We start from the raw sequence: 21,809 nt of genomic DNA, 5'->3' as shown, positions 1-21,809 counted from the left end.
CGTGGCGGGGGGGGGCTGGGTGGGGTGGGGCTTCCGGTGCGATTCGGCCGGGGGCCAGGGGCCAGGGGCCAGGGGCCAGGGGCCGGGGGCCGGGGGCCGGGGGAGGCGCTGGGCTGTGAGCCGGGGCGGGTGCGGGGGTGGTGGGCTGAGGCCGGGGTCGGGGGCGCCTGTTGTCCGTCGGTGGGGGCGGGCCGGGGGGCGTGTGGCGGCTCGGTCGGGGGCTGCGCCTGTTGCCTGTCTGTGGGGCGGGGCCGCGGGGGTATGTGCGTACTCGCCATCCCTGCGCCGCGCCCGACATTCCTGACCGGGGTGGTGCGCTCGGTGCTCCGTGCGCACATACCCCCACGTCCCCTCCGGCGCGCTCGCGGCTGCGGCCCCGGCGGGGGCGCGGGCGGGTTCGGTGGGCCCGGGGGCCCGGTGAGTCGGGGTCCTGCCCGGTGGGCGGGAATCGTCCCGGGGCTCGGCGGGAGTCAGTAACGGCAGGCCAAGGTCAACCTCCGGGGGGCAGGAGGCAGTACGGGTAGGCCGGGGCTGGGCTCAATGGGGATGGGCTCAGCTGCGTCGGCGAGGGGTCGGGAAGGCCGGGCCGGGCCTGTGGATCCGCCGCGCGCATCACGCTCGGTGGATCTTGATGTCGCCGATTCCCGTGCGGGCGTGCACCTTCAGGGTTTCGGCCGGCTCGTCCGGCGCCGAAGGGCCCGACTCCTCCAGCGCCTGGCTGACCGTGCCCGCCTTCGTCCGTACGTCGAGCCACGCCGCCGTACCCTCGCGGATGCCGATCTCGACCTTGCCCGCCGCCGCCTCGACGACGGTCTCACCGCGGGCCACCTCCCCCAGCCGCACCGCCCCGTTGGCCGTCTTGACGCTGACGTCGGCGGCCGCGCGGTCGACGGTGACGGAGCCGTTGGACGCCTTCACCTTGACGTCGCCCTCGATGTCGCCCAACACCGTGATGCCGTTGGAGTTCTTGATGTCGACCGTCCCCTTGACCTCACCGACACGGACCTCACCGGAGGACGTGGAGACGTCGGCCTGCCCGTCCGCACGGCCCAGGGAGACGTCGCCGTACCCCGTGGTCAGCTTCGCGGCCATGGTCCGCTCGACCTGGATGTCACCCGCCGATGTCTTGATCTCGCAGTCGCCGAGCCTGCCCTCGGCGGACACGTGCGCCATGACGGTCGTGGCGTGCACCCCGGAACCCGTCGGCAGCACGATGTCCACGTCGACGGACGGGCCCTTGCCGAACATGGGGCGGTCCTTGGGCCCCTTGACCAGCAGCTGGCCGTTGGCGAACTCGACGCGGGTGCGCTCGGCCGCCTTGACGTCCGCTTCCTGCGTCGCGCTGCTCGGCCGTACGTCGACGACCGTGTTCGTACGGTCCCCAGCGGTGATCCGGAGCGTCCCGACCCTGAGGGTGACGGTGGCGCTGATGGGCTTCGGGCTGTCGAAAGAAGGCATGGCTGTCCCGTCCTAAGGGCTCGCCGAGTCCTCAAGGGCTCGGTCGGCGAAGGCTGTTGGGAAGTACTGGCTGGGCACTTGCTGAGTACTGCGTGAGTACTGGTGGGTATACGGAAGGGCAGTACGCAGGTGGAGCAGGGAGAGCGGACGCTTACGGAAAGCGCGTCCGCGCTACCGCACCCAGCCCGTGAACCCCGTCCCTGAGTTCCAGGTCTCGCGGCGGCCGCCCCCCGCGCCCGTCCGGCCCCCCCGGCTCTCGGGCTGGTCCAGCGCGCCGGACACCGCGCGGACGAGCCACGCGTTGACCGAGAGGCCGTCCCGGTTCGCCGCCTCCTCCACACGTGACTTGATGTGAGCGGGAAGGCGGAGGTTCACCCTGGCGGTGGCCCCGTCGTCCACAGCGTCGGGCGCGGCCGGCGGCGGGGGCGGCGTCGGCTGGACCGCCATGAGTGCCGCGTACTCGGCCTGGGCGTCGAACGGCTCGCCCGCGGGCGGCGGCGTCACCACGAACTCCGGGTCGAGGCCACGCAGTCGTACGTCCACCGAGCCGGGCGCCAGGTCGACGGTGATCTCGTCCGCGGCGGCGGAGAGCGCGTTCAGCAGGGTGAGTCGGGCGGCCGACTCGAGCGGGGCGGTGAGGCGCTCGGCCAGGGCCCGCGCCTCCTCCCCGCCCGCTTCGGCGGCCACGGCGAGTTCCTGCCGGAGCTGATCGACGTACTGCGTGAGGTTCATGACGCCATCATGGCACCACAATGGCGCCGCCGCAAGCGCCAATGGCGTTACCGGTGCGCCAACCATGTCCCCGAGCGCTTAATTCTGCAGGTCAGAGCACCAATGCCCGCGCGTGACGCCATCGCGGCGCCGCCGTGGCGCCAAGCGGTGCCCGCGCAGTGCCACACCCCCGCCACGCGACCGGACGCAAAGACACCTCACCCAGAGGTTGAATGTTGAACAGAATCGCGCTACCTTCGATCTCGTTGAACATTCAACAGAAGCTCCTCCTCCGGAGCTCGTCCCCCAAGGAGCACGTCATGGGTCTCTTCGGCCGCAAGAACGACACCGTCACCGCCGCCCCCGCCACGGTCAGCCCCGACCTCGCCGCGCTGACCGGCGAGTACACGATCGACCCGTCGCACACGACGATCGGGTTCGTCGCCCGCCACGCCATGGTCACGAACGTCAAGGGCTCCTTCCTCGACTTCACGGGCGCCCTGCACCTGGACGGCTCGGACCCGTCCCGTTCGACGGCCTCCCTCGACATCAAGATGGAGAGCATCGACACGGGCAACGCCGACCGCGACGGCCACCTGAAGAGCGCGGACTTCTTCAAGACCGACGAGTTCCCCGAGATGACCTTCCGTTCCACCAGGACGGAGGCGCTGGGCGGCGACGACTACCGCGTCACCGGTGACCTGACGATCCTGGGCACCACGAAGCCGGTCACGATCGACCTGGAGTTCAACGGCTCAGCCAAGGACCCGTTCGGCAACGAGCGCGTCGGCTTCGAGGGCAAGGCGGAGATCCTGCGCTCGGAGTGGGGCCTCACCTGGAACGCCGCGCTGGAGACCGGGGGCATGCTCGTCTCGGACAAGATCAAGCTGAACTTCGACATCTCGGCGATCAAGGCCGGTTCCTGAACCGGCCCCCGGCCCGCCCGCGCGCGCTACCGTTCCGCCTGTGCCCGAGTTCATACAGCAACTGCCCGCACTCCTCGGCGTGATCATCGGCGCGCTCGGGTCCTACGTCGCGATCACGCGAGGGGACCGGATCCGGTTCCGGCGGGAGCAGGCCGCCCGCTGGGAGGAACGGCGGCTCGCGGTCTACACCGAATACGCCCGGGTCCTGAAGCTGACCGTCAGCCTCACCTACCGGGTCGCCGCCCACCTCGGCAACGACCCGCACCCGCACCCCCTGTCGCCCGAAGAGGCCGTGCCGCACTTCACCCAGGCCGCCGAGGCACGGGACCCCGCCGGGGAGGCGCTGCTGCTGCTCGGCTCGCCGGAGGTCGTCGACGAGGCGCGGGAGTGGGTGCTCATGGTGATCCGGATGGAGCGGTTCCTGCGGGCGGACACGCACGACCCCGAGGCGTGGGCCGCACTCCTCGCACAGCAGCGGGCCGCACGTCACGCCTACTACGCGGCGGTGCGGCGGGACTTGGCGCTGCCGCCGGGCCACCCGGGGCAGTGGTCGGTGACCGTTCCCCCGGCCGACCCGCAGAGGTCATGAGTCAGCGCCCGTCCGGCGCGCCCTCGAGAGTGTGCTCCAGAATCGCCTTCCCCAGCGGCCCGTGCACCGCCGGCGGCAGCGCGTGCCCCATGCCCGGTATCTCCACCAGGCGGGCACCCGCGACGACTTGGGCGAGGTGCTGCGGATGCGGGACAGGGAACACGGGTTCCGCCGTGGCGGAGACGACGAGCACCGGCACCCGGTTCGCCGCGAGTTCGGACGTGCGGACCATGCCGGAACTGTCGGCGCGGGCGTGGGCCGACGATTCCAGGTAACGGCCCGCGTGGTCGATGATGCCCCGCTCCAGCTCCCTGAAGTAGGCGGCATCGAAAGGCAGTTGGTCGCCGCTCAGCAGGCGCCAGTGCTCCACCCGCCGGTCCAGTTCGGCCTCCGCGCCGCGGTCCTCCACGGGACGTGACCACATCTCCAGGATGTCGGGTGCGATGCCGGGCAGCTCCGCGACGGGGACCCGCACGCCGTCCTGCCGTACGTACGGCGTCTCGCTCAGCGCGCACGTGCCCACCAGGGTCGCGCTCAGCACCCGCTCGGGATGATCGGCGAGCACCAGCTGGCAGAGCATGCCGCCCAGTGACATCCCCACGATGTGGGCCCGCTCGACGCCGAGGCCGTCCAGGACCGCGATCGCGTCCCGCGCCAAATCGGTGACGGCGTAGGGGTTCTCGTCGAAGGGGCGGTCCGAGCGGCCCGTGTCGCGATGGTCGTAGCGGATGACGTGGTGACGCTCCGCCAGGGCCTCGACCAGCGGTTCGGGCCAGCCGAGCGCGGAGGCCTGGGCGCCCATGACGAGCAGCAGCGAGGGCGCGTCGGGCGCGCCGCGCCGCTCGGTCCACAGGCGGACCCCCGGCGCGACCTCGACGTACTGCTCATGGACCTGACTCATGACGGCCTCCCGCACTCGAACGACGAAACACTGCACTCCCAACAACAAGACGGACCGTATCGTCTCGTAATGAGTGCCGTCAACCGTCGAGCCTCAGAACCCGCCTCCACCTCCGAAGTCCCCGCCCCCGAAGTCCGAGGGGTCGAAGTCCGCGCCCGAGTAGTCGCCGCCCTCGTAACCGCCGCCGAAGTCCCCGTACCCGGAGCCGTGGTCCGCCGCGTACGCGGGGCTCGACATCATGCCGCCGAGCATCGTGCCGACGAGGAGTCCGGGCAGGATGCCGCCGCCGAAGTACCCGCCGGCCCACGGCCCGTACGCCGGACCGGCCTCCCAGTAGGGGCGCCGCTCCCCGGACTCCGTGGCCACGGTCCGCGCCATCGGGTCCTCGCCGTCCGCCAGGCGCGCCGCGTCCGCCGCGCACACCGGGACCGAGCGTTCCGCGCCGTTCGCGGGCGCCCACGTCGCGTCCTCGACCGAGGGGCCGTGCCGCGGGTCGAAGAAGCAGGGGGCCCGCCGCTCGGGCAGCTCGCGCCCCTCCCGGCGCGCGGCGAGCAGGGCCAGCGAGAAGCGGCCGTCCTCCAGCGCCTGGGTGACGCTCCGCACGTCCTCGGGGCGCGTCGCGGCCGCCATGTACGACTTCGCCTTCTCGTACGAGTCCAGCGCGCGCTCGTAGTCCGCGCGCATCGCGTCGTCCGCGCCGGCCTCGGCGGGGTGGAAGTCGAGCCGGTCGAGCTCCTCGCCGAACGCGGTGATGTCCTCGTCGACGACGACGGACAGCTTGCGCAGCGACTCGCGCTGCATCTCCTCGTGGCGCCGCTTCTTGCGCCGGACGATCGCGTACGCGCCCCCCGCGCCCGCCACGACGACCACACCGACCCCGATCAGGGCCCCCGGCGAGACGCTGTCGTCCGTGCCGCCGCCCCAGGACTCCGGGGCCTTGCCTCCGGCCTGCACGAGGGCCTGGCCGACGAAGCGGTCGAGCTGCCGCGGGGCGTTCTCGCCCTGGACTAGTGAGACGAGGTTGGTGACGGCGTTGCCGGTCAGCACGGACCGGTCGGCCATCGCGTTGAAGCCGTCGCCGAGCCGGACCGCGTACAGCCCGGTCACGCCGGTCTCCGTGCGCAGCTGCTGGAAGAGTGCCTGCTGCGGGAAGTCGTCCGGCAGCACCGCCACAAAGACCGGCTTGTCCGCCTTCTTGATCTTCTCCGCGAGGGCGTCGGCCTGCTTCCCGGAGAGCTGGTCCGACGCCGCGGGATCGACGTAGACCGGGCTCTTCTTCCAGGCGTCGGCCACCACCGACACGCTGGAGGCGTCCTGTGTCCCGGATGCCGCCGGGGTGCCGGATGCCGCCAGGGCCCCGGGCGCCGCCGTGAACGACACGGCGCCCAGGGCGAGCAGCAGTCCGGAGAGTCCCACAGTGATCCGCTTCGTCCGATTCCTCATGCTTCGAACGTAACCCAGACGGACCCCCGACGGGTGGGGGCGGACTACTCCACCGGTTCGACCCCGGCCCGCAGCAGTCCGTAGGTGTAGGCGTCCTCCAGGGCGCCCCACGACGCGGCGATGACGTTCTCGGCGACGCCGACCGTCGACCACTCGCCGACGCCGTCGGTCGTGGAGATCAGGACGCGCGTGGTGGAGGACGTGCCGTGCTTGCCCTCCAGGATGCGGACCTTGTAGTCCACCAGCTCCAACTTGGCGAGCTGCGGGTAGATCCGCTCAAGGCCGACCCGCAGCGCCCGGTCGAGGGCGTTGACCGGGCCGTTGCCCTCCGCGGTCGCGACGATGCGCTCGCCCTTGGCCCACAGCTTCACGGTGGCTTCGTTGGCGTGCGTGCCGTCGGGGCGGTCCTCGACGATGGCCCGCCAGGACTCGACGCGGAAGTAGCGGCGGGCGCGGCCCTCGGCCTCCTCGCGGAGCAGCAGTTCGAAGGAGGCGTCGGCGGCCTCGTACGTGTACCCCTGGAGTTCGCGCTCCTTGACGCGGTCCACGACGCGGCCGATCAGCTCGCGGTCGTCGCCGAGGTCGACGCCGAGCTCCTTGCCCTTGAGCTCGATGGAGGCGCGGCCCGCCATGTCGGAGACGAGCATGCGGATGCGGTTGCCGACGAGGTCCGGGTCGATGTGCTGGTAGAGGTCCGGGTCGACCTTGATCGCGGAGGCGTGCAGTCCGGCCTTGTGGGCGAAGGCGGAGACACCGACGTAGGGCTGGTGCGTCGACGGGGTCAGGTTCACGACCTCGGCGATGGCGTGCGAGACGCGGGTCATCTCGCGCAGCGAGCCCTCGGGCAGGACCTGCTTGCCGTACTTGAGCTCCAGGGCGGCGACGACGGGGAAGAGGTTGGCGTTGCCGACGCGCTCGCCGTAGCCGTTGGCGGTGCACTGGACGTGGGTGGCGCCCGCGTCGACGGCGGCGAGGGTGTTGGCGACGGCGCAGCCGGTGTCGTCCTGGGCGTGGATGCCGAGGCGGGCGCCGGTGTCCGCGACGACGGTGGAGACGACGGCCTGGACCTGGGCGGGCAGCATGCCGCCGTTGGTGTCGCACAGGATGACGACGTCGGCGCCGGCCTCGGACGCGGCGCGCACGACCGCCTTGGCGTACTCGGGGTTGGCGCGGTAGCCGTCGAAGAAGTGCTCGCAGTCGACGAAGACCCTGCGGCCCTGCGCGACGAGGTGGGAGACGGTGTCGCGGACCATCTCCACGTTCTCGTCGAGGGTGGTGCGCAGGGCGAGTTCGACGTGCCGGTCGTGGGCCTTGGCGACGAGGGTGATGACGGGCGCGCCGGACGCGAGGAGGGCGTTGACCTGCGGGTCGTCGGCGGCCTTGGCGCCCGCGCGGCGGGTGGCGCCGAAGGCGACGAGCTGGGCGTGCCGGAAGGTGATCTCCTCCTGGGCCCGCGCGAAGAACTCGGTGTCGCGCGGGTTGGCGCCGGGCCAGCCGCCCTCGATGAAGCCGACGCCGAAGTCGTCCAGGTGCCGCGCGATGGTCAGCTTGTCCGCGACGGTGAGGTTGATGCCTTCGCGCTGCGCGCCGTCGCGCAGCGTCGTGTCGAAGACGTGGAAGGAATCGTCGGGTGTGCTGGTTTCCGTCATGCTGATCTGGCTCCTGTGTCGGATCTCGGTCTACCGGAATGACCGGCTCCACCACCCCCAATGATCCCTCGCGCTCCGTGTCCGGCTGCAGTTGGGCCGGGAAACGAAAAAACCCCTCGCGGGTGCGAGAGGTCTGCGCGCGGGTCGAGGCGACGGTGTCCGCCCGTACGTGATGGATACGAGGCGGTCACTGCGGACCGGCGCGCCTGCTGCCAATAATCATGGCGAACGAGAGCACGGAGGCAGCTTGCCACGCTTTGCCGTGCCGTGGGGCGCCTGTCTCACGATGCGGGCGGCGTGTGGACGCGCCGCCCGCATGAGGGACCCGCACGAGAGATCCGCACGCCGGAGGCGTCAGCGCAGGTGGCGTACGAAGACGTCGTCGCCGTCGTTCGTGTCACCCGGAAGGAGTGTCGCGTCCGACGACGTGAAGGTGACGCGGGCGCCGTTGCGCGCGATGCCGCCGGGCAGGACGTCCGCCGTCGCGGCGCCGCCGCCGGCGTCCGGGGAGACGAGCGTGGTGGTGCCCTTCTTCAGGTCGCGGAGGTAGGTCGGCCACTCCTTGCCGTACTCGCTGCCGGCCTCGGTGAGTTCCGACATGTAGGTGAGGAAGCGGCCGTCGGCGCTGATCGCGGGCGAGCGGGTGTAGGCCTCGCCGGGGCCGCCCTGGGTGCCGTGGACGCGCTGGTTGCGGCCGGAGGCCACGTCGTGCACGAACACGTTCCAGGCCGCGTCGTTGTCGTCCGGCACGAGGTGGGTGTCCCGTGACTCGAAGACGACGGTGCGGCCGTCGCCGCTGATGGACGGCTTGAGGGACTCCTTCTCCGTCTTGGCGCCGTCGTGGGAGCGGTCGACCTGGGAGAGGCCGCCCGTGGTGCGGTCGCGCAGCCACAGGTCGCTCCAGTCGTCGCCGCGCGGTCCGTTGACGAAGGAGTTGGCGTAGACGACGTACCGGCCGTTGTCGCTGACGGTCGCCGAGTGGGCGTCGCGCTCACCGTCGCCGCCCGTGTACGGGTGGCTGACTTTCTCGGTGGTGCCGGTCCTCCGGTCGCGCAGGAAGACGGCCGTGCCGTCGAAGCGCGGCCCGTCCGTGTCGAAGACGGCGTAGCGCCCGTCGGCGCTGAGGGAGACGCTGCCCGCGCTGTCGCCGGGGTGGCCGTCGGGCAGCTCGACGTCGAGACGCTCGGTCTTCCCCGTCCTGCGGTCGTGGAGCCGTACGTCGCGGTCGGAGTAGGAGCCCGCGGGGCTGGAGACGAACGCGACGTAGCGGCCGTCGGCGCTCAGGGACGGGCCGCTGACCTGGCGCCCGTCGAGGGAGACGCGCTCCGTCTTCCCGGTGCGCAGATCCCGTACGAAGATGTCGCGCGCCCCGTTCGTGTCGCCGGCCACCAGGTCGGTCGCCTCGGAGTCGAAGGCCGCGAACCTGCCGTCGCGGCTGATCACGGCCCCTTCGGACCGGTCGTTCGCGGCGTGGCCCCCTGCGGTGACGCTAGCGCCCTCGGTGCGGGGCGCCACGGCCGCGTCGGCGGCGAAGGCGGCCGGCAGGGCGGTGACGGTGGCCGCGACGACGCCCGCGGCGGCGGCCAGCGCGATGCGCCTGCGATGGGTGCAGTACATGATCGAGTCCCCCGTTTTTCTGTTGCCTCGCTGTTCAGCGATGTTCGCGCTCCCCGGCCCGACACCGGGGCCCACCCGGATACAAGCGCACGGGAAAGAGGGAGGCAATCAGCCGGAGTGCGTACAACCTGAACGGGGGGCTAGGAGTCCGGGGCGAGCCCGGCGTCCAGGAACTCCTTGACGTGTACGAGGACTTGGTCCCGGCCCGTCCCCCGCAGCCCGATCGCCACGTGGATGGAGAACCCGTCGAGCAGCGCCCGCAGCCGGGACGCGAAGCGGTCGGGGTCGACCGTCCCGAACTCACCGCGCGAGACCCCCTCGGCGAGCAGCGCCACCAGGTCGCGGTGCCAGGCGCCCTCGATCGCGGCCTGCCGGTCGCGGCCCTCCTCGTCGGCGTTGAGGGACCGGTTCCAGACCTCCAGCCAGAGCGTCCAGTGCGGGTCGCCGACGGCGTCGGGGACGTACAGCTCGACGTAGGCGTCGAGGCGCTCGCGCGCCGTGCCCCGCCGTACGAGGAGCCGGCCGCGCTCGGCGCCGAGGCGGCCCTCGCTCCACTCCAGGGTGCGCAGGAGCAGCTCGTCCTTGGTGCGGAAGTAGTAGAGGAGATGGCCGGAGCTCATGCCGACCGCACGGCCGAGCGCGGCCATGGTCAGCTTCTCCAGGCCGCGCTCGGCGATCATCTCCATGGCGGCCGCCAACACGTCCTCACGCGGCGGGGCGTTCTTGCGCGCGCGGGCCTCACCGGCCATCCCGTACTCCTTGATCACACCTTCGGCTGCTGCTGGGTGATGCAGTGGATGCCACCGCCCCCCGCGAAGATCGTACGGGCGTCGACGAGCGTCACGGTCCGGTCGGGGAAGAGAGCGCGGAAGATGCCCGCCGCGATCTCGTCGTTCGGGTCGCCGAAGGCGCACAGGACGACGCCGCCGTTGCAGAGGTAGTGGTTGATGTACGAGTAGTCGACCCAGCCCTCGTCGTCCTTCAGGACGGTCGGCGCGGGCACCTCGACGATCCGCAGGGTGCGGCCGCGGGCGTCCTTCTGTCCGGTCAGGGCCGCGACGACCTCCTTGCTGACCTCGAAGTCGGGGTGGGCGGGGTCGCGCTGGGAGTGCACGAGGACGACGCCGGGCGCGGCGAAGGCGGCGACGATGTCGACGTGGCCGAGGGTGCCGAAGCCGTGGCCCGGGTAGTCGGCGGTGAGCCCGCGCGGCAGCCAGATCGCCTTGGTGGTGCCGAGGTGGGCGTGGACCTCCGCCTCCACCTGCTCCTTCGTCCAGCCGGGGTTGCGCTCGGGGCCGAGCTGCACGGTCTCGGTGAGCAGCACGGTGCCCTCGCCGTCGACGTGCAGGCCACCGCCCTCGTTGACCAGCTTCGAGGCGTACGTCCGCGCTCCGGCGAGGTCGGCGACGTACGCCCCGACCTTGGAGTCGTGGTCCCAGCGGGCCCACTCCTGGGCGCCCCAGCCGTTGAACGTCCAGTCGACGGCGGCGAGGCCGCCCTTGCCGTCGGTGAGGAACGTCGGCCCGATGTCCCGCATCCAGGCGTCGTCGAGCTCCCGCTCGGTCACCTCGATGTCCGGGCCGAGGAGCTCCGCGGCGTACGTGGACTGCGCGGGCCCGCACACGACGGTGACGGGCTCGAAGCGGCGTACGGCACGGGCGACGTCGGCCCACGCGAGACGCGACGCGTCGAGGCCCTCCGGGTCGTCGAACGTGGGGTTCGGGCACGGCCACGCCATCCATGTGCGCTCGTGCGGGGCCCACTCGGCGGGCATGCGGAAGCCGTCGGCGGCAGCGGTCATGGCGTACACCTTCAGTGAGGGGTGGGCGTGCAGGGGAACTATTTAGAGCATCACTCTAACGACGAAATCCGCATGCGGGAAGCGTTGACGCCAGCAGCACTTACACGTCACATTGAGCGCTGCTCAAACTTGGGGCAACCAATCGGGACCAGCGAGCGTCAGGGGCACCCTCATGCCGATAGAACAGCGCGGAGTCGACACCATCCCGGACGGGGAGCGCACCAGCGGCCCCCGCGATCTCGTGTCGATCCTCATCGGCTCGAACCTCTGCCTGGGGGTGATCGTCTTCGGCTGGCTGCCGGTGTCGTTCGGCCTCGGCTGGTGGGAGTCGGTGAGCTCGGTCGTGGCGGGCACGGTGATCGGCACGGCGCTGACCGCGCCGCTCGCCCTGGTCTCGCTGCGCACCGGCACGAACCTCTCCACGTCGTCCGGCGCCCAGTTCGGGGTGCGCGGCCGCCTCGTCGGCTCGGTCGTCGGCCTGCTCCTGTCCCTCGGCTACACCGCGCTCACCATCTGGATCGGCGGCGACGTGATGGTCGGCACGCTGCACCGCCTGCTCGGCCTGCCGGCCGGCGGACTCTCGTACTCCCTGGTCTACGCCCTGCTCGCGGCGGCCACCGTGACCGGCGCGGTCTACGGCTACCGCGTCCTGCTGCGCCTCTCCCGCGTCCTCGCCGTCGGCATGACGGCGCTGCTCGCCCTCGGCGTCGTCGCCTACGCCCCCGACTTCACGACCGCCGCGCTGCCCGGCGCCGGGGGCTACGCGCTCGGCTCGTTCTGGCCGACGTGGCTGCTCGCCCTGGTCGCCGCGGGCCTCTCGGGCCCGATCGCCTTCATCACGCTCCTCGGCGACTACACCCGCTACATCTCCCCGGCCCGGCACAGCTCCCGCGCGGTCCTCGGCGCGGCCTGGGCCGGCCTGCTCGCGGGGCTCCTGGTCCCCCAGCTCTTCGGCACGTTCACGGCGTACGCGGCCCGCGCCGCGCTCGACTACGCGGGCGGACTCGTCGACGCCTCCCCCGGCTGGTACCTGGTCCCGCTGCTCCTCGCAGCCTCCGCCGGGTCGGTGGGCAACGCGGGCCTGATGCTCTACTCCATGGGCCTCGACCTGGACGCGATCCTGCCCCGCGCGTCCCGCGCCCGCGCCACGTACACGGTCGCCGCCGTCGCCACCGCCTGCGTCTTCGTCGGCCACTACGCGTGGGAGGCGCAGGACGCGATGACGTCCTTCGTACTGCTCCTCACCGCGATCGGCACACCGTGGGCGGTGATCACCCTCATCGGCTTCGCGCGCTGCCGCGGGGAGTACGACGCGGACGCCCTCCAGGTCTTCAACCGCCGCTCCCGGGGCGGCGTCTACTGGTACCGCTCCGGCTGGAACACGCGGGCCACGACGGCCTGGGCGCTCGGCGCGACGGTCGGCGTCCTCGCCGTCTCGCTCCCCTCGTACGAGGGTCCGCTCCTCCCCCTGACCGGCGGGGTCGACTGCAGTTTCCTGCTCTCGGGCGTGGTGGGCGGCGCGGGCTACCTGGCGCTGACGGCACGGGAGCGGCGGGCTGTCGCACCCCTTGATCAAGTAGCCTGAACCCATGGAAGAACTCATAGGACTTGGTGTCCGCGCGGCGAAGAGCGCGGGTACGGCAGTGCTCTCCGCGGTGGACGCCCTGACGAGCGGCCCGCTCACGCCGGTGGGCTCGAACACACCGAAGCCGGAGGACGAGAAATCCGACGACAAGCCGGACCCGGAGCCCCGCTCCTAGGGTCCTAGGGACCAGCGAAGCCGCCGAGGGGCGCGGGGAACTGCGCGAACAGCCCCCACCGGCCCGGGGTTCACAGGGGCGCGGGGAACTGCGCGAGCGCCTCCCGCCGTGCCGGGCTTTACAGGGGCGCGGGGAACTGCGCGAACAGCCCCCACCGGCCCGCACCCGTCAGCGGACGGAGAACAGCCCCGCAGGCGCAAGCCGCGGGGCTGAAGTCGGAGTCACGCGCCGCCGAGCCCGTGCATCCAGCCGTGCTGGTCCGCGGCCTTGCCCCGCTGGATGTCGAGCAGCGCCTCGCGCAGCCTCAGCGTGACCTCCCCCGGCTGCCCACCGCTCTGCTGCCACTCCCCCGCGTTGCACTTGACCGTGCCGACAGGCGTGATGACCGCCGCCGTGCCGCAGGCGAAGACCTCGGTGAGGGTGCCGTTCTCGGAGTCGGCCTTCCACTGGTCGATGGAGACACGCGCCTCCTCCGACTCGTAGCCGAGGTCACGCGCGACCGACAGCAGGGAGTCGCGGGTGACGCCCGCCAGCAGTGAGCCCGTCAGCGTGGGCGTGACGATCTTGTTCCCGTACACGAAGTACAGGTTCATGCCGCCCAGCTCCTCGACCCACTTGTGCTCGACGGCGTCGAGGTAGGCGACCTGGTCGCAGCCCTTCGCCGCCGCCTCGGCCTGCGCGAGCAGCGACGCGGCGTAGTTGCCGCCGGTCTTGGCGTCGCCCATGCCGCCGGGCACGGCACGCACGCGGTCCTCGGAGAGCCAGATGGAGACGGGCTTCACGCCACCGGGGAAGTACGCGCCGGCGGGCGAGGCGATGACGACGAAGAGGTACTCGTTGGCGGGCTTCACGCCCAGGCCGACCTCCGTTGCGATCATGAAGGGCCGCAGGTAGAGGGATTCCTCGCCGCCGTGTGCCGGAACCCAGGCGATGTCCTGCTGCACGAGCAGGTCGCACGCCTCGATGAACGTCTCGACGGGCAGCTCGGGCATGCCGAGGCGACGCGCGGAGGACTGGAAGCGGCGGGCGTTGGCGTCCGGGCGGAACGTCGCCACCGTGCCGTCGGGCTGCCGGTAGGCCTTGAGGCCCTCGAAGATCTCCTGGGCGTAGTGCAGGACGTTCGTCGCCGGGTCCAGGGAGAGCGGGCCGTACGGCACGAGCTGACCGTCGTGCCAGCCGCGGCCCTCCGTCCACTTGATCGTCACCATGTGGTCGGTGAAGTGGCGTCCGAACCCGGGGTTCGCCAGGATCGCCTCGCGCTCGGCGGTGGCCAGCGGCGTCGATGAGGGCTTGAGCTCGATGCTCGGCGTCGTCGTCATGAGTACTTCGTCCTTCACGTGTGATGGTGACGGACCGCGCTCACATTCGTACGCCCAGTACTAGGACGTCCGAGTTTCCCTGCTGCTGTCACGGCCCCTCGTTCGATTATCGCTCGTGGGGTCCCGAGGGAGAAACGGCATGATTGCGGCCCGGGGGTCGATGGTGACACCCGGGGCCGCGTACGAGAAGCCGCCGGGGTGTCCCTTGTGGCCCGGCGGCTTCTCTTCGATCTTCGAGCTACCGGGTCAGCGTGCTACCCGTACGGCGAGCGCGTCGCCGATCTGCTCGGTGGTGCGGACCGTCTCGCCGCGCTCCGCGAGGTCGGCGGAGACCGCCTCATCGATGCGCGCGGCCTCGGCCTCGTACCCGAGGTGGCGCAGGAGGAGGCCGACGGAGAGGACCGTGGCGGACGGGTCCGCCTTGCCCTGGCCCGCGATGTCCGGGGCCGAGCCGTGCACCGGCTCGAACATGGACGGGAACTCGCGGCTCGGGTTGATGTTGCCGGAGGCGGCGACGCCGATGCCGCCGGAGACGGCCGCGGCGAGGTCGGTGATGATGTCGCCGAAGAGGTTGTCGGTGACGATCACGTCGAAGCGGCCGGGGTCGGTGACGAGGTAGATCGTCGCGGCGTCGACGTGGATGTAGTCGGTGGTGACCTCGGGGAACTCCTTGGCCACCCGGTTGAACACGTTGGTCCAGAGGTGACCGGCGTACGCGAGCACGTTGTTCTTGTGGACCAGCGTCAGCTTCTTGCGCGGGCGGGCCTGCGCGCGGGCGAAGGCGTCACGGACCACGCGCTCCACACCGAAGGCGGTGTTGACGGAGACCTCGGTGGCCACCTCGTGCGGCGTCCCGGTGCGGATCGAGCCGCCGTTGCCCGTGTACGGGCCTTCGGTGCCCTCGCGCACGACGACGAAGTCGATCGCGGGCTGCCCCTTGAGGGGCGTCGCGACGCCCGGAAGCAGCTTCGAGGGCCGCAGGTTGACGTGGTGGTCGAAGAGGAAGCGGAGCTTCAGCAGGAAGCCGCGCTCCAGGACGCCGGACGGGACCGAGGGGTCGCCGATGGCACCGAGCAGGATCGCGTCGTGCTGCTTGAGCTCTTCGACGTCGGCGTCGGTGAGGGTCTCACCGGTCGCGTGGTACCGCTTGGCACCGAAGTCGAATTCCCTCGTCTCGAGCTTCACATCCTGCGGAAGCACGGCGTTGAGGACCTTGAGCCCCTGGGCCACGACCTCTTGGCCGATGCCGTCTCCGGGGATGACTGCGAGATTGATGCTGCGAGAACTGGCCGACATGCAAGCACCGTACTCTTCGTCCCACGGGATGACATGGCGTGTCCGGCATGCGGACAGCCGCCTCATGGACGGCTTCTGTTCACCCGGGTGTGGGGCGGGAGTTGGGCCCCGCTGGGAAGTTCCCTGCCATGGACACTCCCGATGTCGGCATTCCGGAGCGGCTCGCGGCCCGGATGAGCATGCCCGAACAGCACGAGTACCTGCGCGCGAGGTTCTCCCGCCGCAAGGTCCTCGCCCGTTCGTTCGCGACGGCGGGGGCGGTGGGCGGGGTGGGCCTGCTGGCCGGCGGTTCCGGCGGTTCCGGCGGTACCGGCACCGCGAACGGCTCGTCGGGCGCCGCCGCCATGGGCACGAGCGGCGCGAACGCACCGGTGCGCGTGAACGGCGGGTTCGTGGCGCCGTTCGGCCGGCACCTCGCCTTCGGCGCCGACCCGAAGACGCAGATGCGGATCTCCTGGCAGGTGCCGCTCGCCGTCACGTCCCCCTACGTACGCGTGGGCACGAAGCCCTGGGAGCTCGATCGGAAGATCGAGGCGGAGGTGCGCGACCTGCACACCCCGTCGCTGTCGAAGAAGCTGCCCGCGGTCGAGCAGTACTACCTGCACGCGGCGCTCGACGGCCTGCGGCCCGGCACGACGTACTACTACGGTGTGGGCCACGACGGCTTCGACCCGGCGTCGCCCGAGCGGACGGCGACGGTCGGCACGTTCAGGACCGCGCCCGCGCGCCCGGAGAAGTTCGTCTTCACGGCCTTCGGCGACCAGGGCGTCAGTTACCACGCGCTCGCCAACGACCAGGTGATCCTGGGCCAGAACCCGTCGTTCCACCTGCACGCGGGCGACATCTGCTACGCGGACACCACCGGGCACGGCAAGGAGTCGGACACCTACGACGCGCGTGTGTGGGACACCTTCCTCGCCCAGACGGAGTCCGTCGCGAAGTCGGTGCCGTGGATGGTGACCACCGGCAACCACGACATGGAGGCGTGGTACTCGCCGAACGGATACGGCGGGCAGCGCGCCCGCTGGTCGCTCCCCGAGAACGGCTTCGATCCCGAGAACGCGCCGGGCGTCTACTCCTTCCGGTACGGGAACGTCGGCGTCGTCGCACTCGACGCCAATGACGTCTCGTACGAGATCCCCGCCAACAAGGGCTACACGGAAGGGAAGCAGACCGCCTGGCTCGACCGGCGCCTGCGCGAGCTGCGCGCGGACGACACCGTCGACTTCGTGGTCGTCTTCTTCCACCACTGCGTGTACTCGACGTCGACGCACGCCTCCGACGGCGGGGTGCGCGACGCGTGGCTCGACCTGTTCACGAAGCACCAGGTGGACCTGGTCGTCAACGGCCACAACCACGTGTACGAACGCACGGACGCCATCAAGAACGGCGAGGTCGGCAAGCCCGTGCCGGTCGGCGCGTCGACCGATCCGACGCGCGACGGCATCGTGTACGTCACCGCGGGCGGCGCGGGCAAGGACCTGTACGGCTTCGGTCCGGGAGTGAAGGACAGCTACGAGGGCAACGTCCACGATCACGACAGCATCGTGACCTTCCACTGGACGAGGTCACGCCGTCCCGACCCGGACACCGTGGAGTGGTCGCGGGTGCGCTACACCGGCTTCTCGTTCCTCGCGGTCGAGGTGACGGCCGGCGCGCGCCCCATGCTCTCGGTCTCCGCGCTCGCCGAGAACGGCGAACGCATCGACCACTTCGAGGTCGTACGCGGGAGGCGGTGAGTCGTACGCGGGACGCGGCGACCCGCTCGCGGCTCAGTGCCCCGTCTCGCCGCCGTTGTCCCGGCGGTCGAGGGCGCGCTGGAGGGCCGCGGCGGCGTTCCTGCGCTCGGCGTCGCTGGTGCGGGAGGTGTGACGGACTCGGCGGGCGGTCGTCTCGGCCATGGGAAATCCACTCCTTGAGGGAAGGGTGTGTTCGTTCGAGACGCCGGGGGCGGACGGCGGAGCGGCAGGGTTCGCCTGCGTGCGGCTCCGGCTCACGACCGCCATTCGCTGGATCGAGCGAGACGTTCGGCTTCTTCCAAGCTAAGGGAGAACGGAGCGTCTGTCTCCACAGTTACTCGGACTTCCTACTATCTGAGACGGCTTCACGCGCGTGCCGCTCTGAGCGCGCGGATCAGCGCCCGGACGGCTACCGAAAACGCCAGCTCAGGGGTGGTGACGTAGCCCACGGAGCGCGTCGGGCGCTCTGTTCCGAGATCGGTGATCTCCACGGTGTCCGGTGCTCCGGTCAGGGAGAGGGCAGGCATGATCGCCATACCGTGACCGTTGCTCACCATCGAGAGCACCGCTCCGTCGTCCTCGGTCAGGACGGTCGCCGGGGGGATCCAGTCCTGCCGGCGCCACCACTCCCGTGTGTAGGAGCCGCAGTTCTCGTGCCAGTCCACCAGCGGCAGCGAGCGCGGGTCGGGGTGGCCCGCCGGGTGCACCAGCGAGTACGGCTCTTCGAGGAGTACGTCGCCGACGAGTCCGGCCGGCACCGGCGAGGTGCCCCCGAACGTCGCGATCCCCACATCGGCGCGCCCCTCGGCGACCTCGCCCGCCGTGCCCGCGCCCAGCTCGCGCACCACCCGCACCTCCGGCCTGATCCCGGGATGGCTCGCGGCCAGGCGGTCCAGGGCGGCCGGCAGCAGATGCAGGGCGGCGCTGCGGAACGCGGCGATGCGCAGCGTCCCTTCCGTCGCGCTCCCCCCGGTACCGCCGTCGCCCCGGGCGGCCCCGCGCGCCTCCGCGACCAGCGTGTCGAGCAGCCGCAGCACGCGCCGGGCGTGCGCGGCCGCGGCGGCCCCCGCGGGGGTGGGCGTCGCGCCCTTCCTGCCCCGCTCGAACAGCACGGCTCCGACCTTGCGTTCCGTGCCGCGGATGGAGTGCGAGACGGCGGACTGGGTCAGGCCCAGGGCCTGCGCGGCGGCCGAGAACCCGCGCTCGCGGTCGACCGCGACCAGGACGCGGAGCTCGTGCGGCGCGAGATCGGCGGGCGTCGTCGTCCGGGACAATCGGGCTCACCTGCTTCTATGAGGACCCTTCATGGTCCGGGCCGTTCCATGAGCGCAACCCGCTCCCCGGTCGGCGCATTCCTGCCTACCGTCACGGACATGACCGACACCGCGCTCACCGTGCACCAGACGTCCCGGCCCCACGGCTTCCCCACCGCGGACCACTTCGCCTTCGTGGAGTCGCCGCTCCCCCGCCCCACACCCGGCACCGCCCTGGTCGAAGGCCTCTACTGGTCCGTCGACCCGTACCACCGCGAGATGATGGACGGCGACTTCGCGCTCCACGCCCCGCTGGAGGGCCGCACCATCGGCCGCGTCGTCGAGTCCCGCGACCCCGCCCTCGCCGAGGGAGACATCGTCGCCCACCGCCAGGGCTGGCGCACGCACGCCGTGGTCACCCCGGACGAGGTGCGCAGGCTCCCCCGCTTCGACGGCGTGCCCCTCTCCGCGCACCTGGGCATCCTCGGCGGCACGGGCCTCACCGCCTACGTCGGCCTCACCCGCATCGCCGAACTCCGCGAGGGCCAGGACCTGTTCGTCTCCGCGGCGGCGGGCGGGGTCGGCACGGCCACCGGACGGCTTGCCCGGCTCATGGGCGCGGGACGCGTGGTGGGCAGCGCGGGCACGGCGGCGAAGGCGGCGTACCTCACCGAACACGTCGGCTACGACGAGGTCTTCGACTACCACGCGGGCCCGGCCGCCGACCTCCTCGCGAAGGCGGCGCCCGACGGCATCGACCTGTACGTCGACAACGTGGGCGGCGAACACCTGGAGGCCGCGATCTCCTCGCTGCGCGAGCGCGGGCGGATCGTACGGGTCGGCACGATCGCCCAGTACAACGCGACGGGCGCGCCCTACGCGCTGCGCAACCTCCCCGACATCGTCGAGAAGAGCCTCCGCATGGAGGGCTTCCTGGTGCGCGACTACTACGAACTGCAGGAGGAGCTGTACGACGTCGTGGTGCCGCACCTGCGGAGCGGACGGGTCGGCCTCGACGAGACGGTGGCGGAGGGGTTCGAGGGGATCGTGGGCGCGTTCCTGGGGATGCTGCGGGGCGAGAACCTCGGAAAGATGATCGTCCGCGCGGCGACCGACCTGTAGGCGCCGCCCGTACACGTCACTGCACGTCAGTACACGTCCCCGTCACGCCAGTCGATGAGGAGCTCGTGCGCCGGATCGAGGTCCGCGCCCCAGAGCAGCGGGGGCTCCTCGTCGGGCATGTGGACCACGCCCGTCGGCCCGAGCGTGCCGACGGCGCCCTTCCACTCCTGCCAGCCGCGCGACAGATAGAGCCGCGCTCCGTCGTCGGACGCGGACAGCGCGCCGAGTTCGTACGCCGCGTCGATGACCTGTTCCAGGGCGCCCATGATCTGTCCGCCGAGACCTTGCCGTTGCCGGTCGGGCCGGACGGCGACCGCTTCGACGTACCCGATCCGCAGGGAACGCCCGTCGTGCAGGATCCGCCGCTGCACCACGGCACCGTGGGCGAGCAGTTGACCCGCTCCGTCGTGGATGAGGGCGTGGACGCCGCCGAGTCCGTGCTCCCAGTCGTGGTCGCTGAAGTCGCCGTCGAAGGCGTCGTCCATCAGGGCGCGCGCGTCCCGGAGCTCGGCCGCCGTCAGATCACTGGTGTGGGCTCTGCGCAGGGTGTTCACGTCCCCACGGTACTCAGGCCGCATCTGAGTACGCACCCCGATTTGCGCGCGCCCGGACAGCGGCAGAGTCAGTGCCATGAACGGCCTCTACGCTCTCAAGCCCTGGTACGCGGACAAGTTGTCCGGCGTGCGTGCGGCGCTCGTCCGCCGCGAGGTGTCTCCGGACACCCTGACGCTGGCGGGCGTCGCCTGCGCGGCGGGTGCCGCCGTCGCGCTCGCCACCCTGCCCGCCGGGTACGCGGCACCGCTGGTGGCCCTGCTCCTCGCCGGGCGCCTGGCCTTCGCGAACCTGGACGGCGCGCTGGCCCGTGACACGGGCCGTACGACGCGCAGGGGCGCGCTCCTCAACGAACTGGGCGACCGTGCGGCCGACTTGATCGTCCTCGCGGGCTTCCTGCCGCTGGCACCGCTGTGGCTGGTGGCGACGGCGGCCCTCGCGGCGACGCTCCCTTCCTGGGTGTCCCTGGCGGGTGCGGCGGCGGGCGCGGACCGCCTGAACGGCGGCCCGGTCGGCAAGACGGAACGCTGCGCGCTGGTCGTGGTGGCGGCGGCGTCCGGGTGGACGGTGCCGGTCCTCGCGGTCCTCGCCGCGGGCTCCGCGCTGACGGCGGTCCTTCGCCTGGCACGCCTGTGGCGCGAGCTGGGCGGTGCGCGATGAGTGCGGCGGTTGTCGTGGGAGGAGTGGTGGGGGACGTGGTGGGGCGGGCCGTGCCCGTCGTGGCCGGGGCACTCGGGGCCGGCGGGGTCGCTGTCGCCGCGTTGCCCTCACGGGTGCGGATGCGGGCCGAGCTGCGCAAGCGGTGGCGGACCTGGGCGCTTGCCGCGCCGCTGTTCCTCGGGGCGTTCCTCGTGGGTGGGGCGGGGGCGTTCGTGCTCGCGGCCGGGCTCGGGGTGGTCGCGGTCGGCGAGTACGCGCGGATGGCGGCGCTGCCCCACGGGGAGCGGGTGGTGCTCGGGGGCGCGGCGGTGGCCGTGCCCGGCATCGCATGGGCCGCGCCCGGCGCCCTCGGCCTGCGGGCGGTCTGCGTGCTCCTGATCGCGGCCGCCGCGGTGGCGCTGTTCTGCGGGGACGCGGACGAAGGCTTCACGCGCGCGTGCCGCACGCTGTTCGGGCTCCTGTGGATCCCGGTCCCACTGAGCGGGCTCGTCCTGCTCGGCGACACCGCGGTGGCCGTCGGCGTCGCCGTGGCCATCGGTGACGTGGGCGCGTGGTGCGGCGGCACCGCGCTCGGCCGCACCGGCCCGCTCGCCCGCGCGCTCTCTCCGCTCTCCCCCAACAAGACCTGGGCCGGCGTCGCGGGAGCCGCGGCCGCGACGGCGGCCGCACTGGCCGCGGTCGGTGCGTTCACCCCGGCCCTCTGGGCCGCCGTCCTCGTCGGCTGCGTCCTCGGCGACCTCCTGGAGTCGATGGTCAAGCGCGAGGCGGGCGTGAAGGACGCGGGCTCGTGGCTGCCCGGCTTCGGCGGCCTGCTCGACCGGATCGACTCGCTGCTGGTGGCGCTGTTGCTGACGATGGTGGTGACCCTGTGAGTACGTCTTCCGCAATTGGCTCTTCCTCACCTGACTCTTCCTCACCTCGCTTTACCCCAACTCGCCCCGCCCGCCCGGCAGCCACGCCCCGCGCACCGCGCCGCGCCGCCCTCCCCGCGCTCCTCCGCCGCGCCTTGTGGT

The 21,809-nt window shown here is 71.9% G+C and carries 21 protein-coding genes; 8 read left to right on the top strand and 13 right to left on the bottom strand.

Annotated features, from left to right (window positions below; genetic code table 11):
* Positions 1–612 precede the first annotated feature (612 nt).
* Positions 613–1,458 (bottom strand): DUF4097 family beta strand repeat-containing protein, encoded by an 846-nt coding sequence (locus tag AC07DO_RS33450; protein ID WP_479065125.1) that lies wholly within the window; start codon positions 1,456–1,458, stop codon positions 613–615.
* Positions 1,459–1,629: 171 nt separating this feature from the next.
* Positions 1,630–2,190, bottom strand: coding sequence for a hypothetical protein (locus tag AC07DO_RS33445; RefSeq protein ID WP_479065123.1), 561 nt, complete (start codon positions 2,188–2,190; stop codon positions 1,630–1,632).
* Positions 2,191–2,489: 299 nt separating this feature from the next.
* Between AC07DO_RS33445 and AC07DO_RS33440 the strand changes: the two genes are divergently transcribed.
* Complete coding sequence (locus tag AC07DO_RS33440; RefSeq protein ID WP_479065122.1) at positions 2,490–3,095, top strand: YceI family protein; 606 nt, start codon at positions 2,490–2,492, stop codon at positions 3,093–3,095.
* 40 nt (positions 3,096–3,135) lie between these two features.
* Positions 3,136–3,684 (top strand): hypothetical protein, encoded by a 549-nt coding sequence (locus AC07DO_RS33435; protein WP_479065119.1) that lies wholly within the window; start codon positions 3,136–3,138, stop codon positions 3,682–3,684.
* 1 nt (position 3,685) lies between these two features.
* Here AC07DO_RS33435 and AC07DO_RS33430 read toward each other — a convergent pair whose 3' ends face one another.
* The 6 genes from AC07DO_RS33430 to AC07DO_RS33405 form a co-directional block, all read right to left on the bottom strand.
* Entirely contained in the window at positions 3,686–4,585 is a 900-nt protein-coding gene (locus tag AC07DO_RS33430; RefSeq protein WP_479065114.1) for an alpha/beta fold hydrolase, read from the bottom strand.
* A gap of 93 nt (positions 4,586–4,678) precedes the next feature.
* Positions 4,679–6,028, bottom strand: a complete 1,350-nt coding sequence (locus tag AC07DO_RS33425) for a hypothetical protein (protein ID WP_479065113.1) — start codon at positions 6,026–6,028, stop codon at positions 4,679–4,681.
* A gap of 44 nt (positions 6,029–6,072) precedes the next feature.
* Positions 6,073–7,677, bottom strand: coding sequence for a citramalate synthase (gene cimA / locus AC07DO_RS33420; protein ID WP_479065111.1), 1,605 nt, complete (start codon positions 7,675–7,677; stop codon positions 6,073–6,075).
* 354 nt (positions 7,678–8,031) lie between these two features.
* A complete protein-coding gene (locus AC07DO_RS33415; protein WP_479065109.1) occupies positions 8,032–9,294 on the bottom strand; it encodes a TolB family protein in 1,263 nt (420 codons plus the stop codon).
* Between the two features lie 140 nt (positions 9,295–9,434).
* Positions 9,435–10,043 carry a TetR/AcrR family transcriptional regulator gene (locus tag AC07DO_RS33410; RefSeq protein ID WP_479065107.1) on the bottom strand — a complete coding sequence of 203 codons (609 nt, stop codon included), beginning with the start codon at positions 10,041–10,043 and terminating at the stop codon, positions 9,435–9,437.
* A 14-nt stretch (positions 10,044–10,057) separates the two neighbouring features.
* A complete protein-coding gene (locus tag AC07DO_RS33405; protein WP_479065105.1) occupies positions 10,058–11,095 on the bottom strand; it encodes an agmatine deiminase family protein in 1,038 nt (345 codons plus the stop codon).
* Between the two features lie 172 nt (positions 11,096–11,267).
* On the opposite strand from AC07DO_RS33405, the gene AC07DO_RS33400 reads away from it, so the two are divergent.
* Together AC07DO_RS33400 and AC07DO_RS33395 are read left to right on the top strand one after the other, a co-directional pair.
* Complete coding sequence (locus tag AC07DO_RS33400; RefSeq protein WP_479065103.1) at positions 11,268–12,680, top strand: cytosine permease; 1,413 nt, start codon at positions 11,268–11,270, stop codon at positions 12,678–12,680.
* A gap of 4 nt (positions 12,681–12,684) precedes the next feature.
* On the top strand, positions 12,685–12,855 hold the full coding sequence (locus AC07DO_RS33395; RefSeq protein WP_479065101.1) for a hypothetical protein: 171 nt from the start codon (positions 12,685–12,687) through the stop codon (positions 12,853–12,855).
* 221 nt (positions 12,856–13,076) lie between these two features.
* Here the strand turns inward: AC07DO_RS33395 and AC07DO_RS33390 are convergent, their stop codons facing one another.
* Positions 13,077–14,174, bottom strand: a complete 1,098-nt coding sequence (locus AC07DO_RS33390) for a branched-chain amino acid aminotransferase (RefSeq protein ID WP_479065099.1) — start codon at positions 14,172–14,174, stop codon at positions 13,077–13,079.
* A 246-nt stretch (positions 14,175–14,420) separates the two neighbouring features.
* Complete coding sequence (locus tag AC07DO_RS33385; RefSeq protein WP_479065097.1) at positions 14,421–15,470, bottom strand: 3-isopropylmalate dehydrogenase; 1,050 nt, start codon at positions 15,468–15,470, stop codon at positions 14,421–14,423.
* Between the two features lie 128 nt (positions 15,471–15,598).
* On the opposite strand from AC07DO_RS33385, the gene AC07DO_RS33380 reads away from it, so the two are divergent.
* The gene (locus AC07DO_RS33380; RefSeq protein ID WP_479065095.1) at positions 15,599–17,209 is read left to right on the top strand and encodes a purple acid phosphatase family protein; all 1,611 of its coding nucleotides are present in this window, start codon (positions 15,599–15,601) and stop codon (positions 17,207–17,209) included.
* Between the two features lie 33 nt (positions 17,210–17,242).
* Here the strand turns inward: AC07DO_RS33380 and AC07DO_RS33375 are convergent, their stop codons facing one another.
* Together AC07DO_RS33375 and AC07DO_RS33370 are read right to left on the bottom strand one after the other, a co-directional pair.
* A complete protein-coding gene (locus tag AC07DO_RS33375) occupies positions 17,243–17,371 on the bottom strand; it encodes a hypothetical protein (protein ID WP_263398816.1) in 129 nt (42 codons plus the stop codon).
* A 203-nt stretch (positions 17,372–17,574) separates the two neighbouring features.
* Complete coding sequence (locus AC07DO_RS33370; RefSeq protein WP_479065093.1) at positions 17,575–18,483, bottom strand: LysR family transcriptional regulator; 909 nt, start codon at positions 18,481–18,483, stop codon at positions 17,575–17,577.
* A 99-nt stretch (positions 18,484–18,582) separates the two neighbouring features.
* Between AC07DO_RS33370 and AC07DO_RS33365 the strand changes: the two genes are divergently transcribed.
* A complete protein-coding gene (locus tag AC07DO_RS33365) occupies positions 18,583–19,584 on the top strand; it encodes an NADP-dependent oxidoreductase (protein WP_479065091.1) in 1,002 nt (333 codons plus the stop codon).
* Positions 19,585–19,610: 26 nt separating this feature from the next.
* Here AC07DO_RS33365 and AC07DO_RS33360 read toward each other — a convergent pair whose 3' ends face one another.
* Positions 19,611–20,162, bottom strand: coding sequence for a GNAT family N-acetyltransferase (locus AC07DO_RS33360; protein ID WP_479065089.1), 552 nt, complete (start codon positions 20,160–20,162; stop codon positions 19,611–19,613).
* A gap of 52 nt (positions 20,163–20,214) precedes the next feature.
* On the opposite strand from AC07DO_RS33360, the gene AC07DO_RS33355 reads away from it, so the two are divergent.
* The gene (locus AC07DO_RS33355) at positions 20,215–20,796 is read left to right on the top strand and encodes a CDP-alcohol phosphatidyltransferase family protein (RefSeq protein WP_479065087.1); all 582 of its coding nucleotides are present in this window, start codon (positions 20,215–20,217) and stop codon (positions 20,794–20,796) included.
* Positions 20,793–21,668, top strand: coding sequence for a phosphatidate cytidylyltransferase (locus tag AC07DO_RS33350; protein WP_479065085.1), 876 nt, complete (start codon positions 20,793–20,795; stop codon positions 21,666–21,668). The genes AC07DO_RS33355 and AC07DO_RS33350 overlap by 4 nt, the downstream gene beginning before the upstream one ends.
* Positions 21,669–21,809: the final 141 nt, after the last annotated feature.

The sequence above is a fragment of the Streptomyces sp. NPDC045678 genome, from assembly GCF_056432085.1.
Note: the sequence above shows the minus strand (reverse complement) of the source record. Positions and strands in the feature narration are given on the sequence as shown.

Coding starts and splice junctions, on each gene's coding strand:
- AC07DO_RS33350 (WP_479065085.1), top strand. CDS start 20,793: ATGAGTGCGGCGGTTGTCGTGGGAGGAGTGGTGGGGGACGTGGTGGGG.
- AC07DO_RS33395 (WP_479065101.1), top strand. CDS start 12,685: ATGGAAGAACTCATAGGACTTGGTGTCCGCGCGGCGAAGAGCGCGGGT.
- AC07DO_RS33415 (WP_479065109.1), bottom strand. CDS start 9,294: ATGTACTGCACCCATCGCAGGCGCATCGCGCTGGCCGCCGCCGCGGGC.
- AC07DO_RS33360 (WP_479065089.1), bottom strand. CDS start 20,162: ATGCGGCCTGAGTACCGTGGGGACGTGAACACCCTGCGCAGAGCCCAC.
- AC07DO_RS33390 (WP_479065099.1), bottom strand. CDS start 14,174: ATGACGACGACGCCGAGCATCGAGCTCAAGCCCTCATCGACGCCGCTG.
- AC07DO_RS33425 (WP_479065113.1), bottom strand. CDS start 6,028: ATGAGGAATCGGACGAAGCGGATCACTGTGGGACTCTCCGGACTGCTG.
- AC07DO_RS33385 (WP_479065097.1), bottom strand. CDS start 15,470: ATGTCGGCCAGTTCTCGCAGCATCAATCTCGCAGTCATCCCCGGAGAC.
- AC07DO_RS33375 (WP_263398816.1), bottom strand. CDS start 17,371: ATGGCCGAGACGACCGCCCGCCGAGTCCGTCACACCTCCCGCACCAGC.
- AC07DO_RS33445 (WP_479065123.1), bottom strand. CDS start 2,190: ATGAACCTCACGCAGTACGTCGATCAGCTCCGGCAGGAACTCGCCGTG.
- AC07DO_RS33450 (WP_479065125.1), bottom strand. CDS start 1,458: ATGCCTTCTTTCGACAGCCCGAAGCCCATCAGCGCCACCGTCACCCTC.
- cimA (WP_479065111.1), bottom strand. CDS start 7,677: ATGACGGAAACCAGCACACCCGACGATTCCTTCCACGTCTTCGACACG.
- AC07DO_RS33405 (WP_479065105.1), bottom strand. CDS start 11,095: ATGACCGCTGCCGCCGACGGCTTCCGCATGCCCGCCGAGTGGGCCCCG.
- AC07DO_RS33410 (WP_479065107.1), bottom strand. CDS start 10,043: ATGGCCGGTGAGGCCCGCGCGCGCAAGAACGCCCCGCCGCGTGAGGAC.
- AC07DO_RS33440 (WP_479065122.1), top strand. CDS start 2,490: ATGGGTCTCTTCGGCCGCAAGAACGACACCGTCACCGCCGCCCCCGCC.
- AC07DO_RS33430 (WP_479065114.1), bottom strand. CDS start 4,585: ATGAGTCAGGTCCATGAGCAGTACGTCGAGGTCGCGCCGGGGGTCCGC.
- AC07DO_RS33365 (WP_479065091.1), top strand. CDS start 18,583: ATGACCGACACCGCGCTCACCGTGCACCAGACGTCCCGGCCCCACGGC.
- AC07DO_RS33355 (WP_479065087.1), top strand. CDS start 20,215: ATGAACGGCCTCTACGCTCTCAAGCCCTGGTACGCGGACAAGTTGTCC.
- AC07DO_RS33400 (WP_479065103.1), top strand. CDS start 11,268: ATGCCGATAGAACAGCGCGGAGTCGACACCATCCCGGACGGGGAGCGC.
- AC07DO_RS33380 (WP_479065095.1), top strand. CDS start 15,599: ATGGACACTCCCGATGTCGGCATTCCGGAGCGGCTCGCGGCCCGGATG.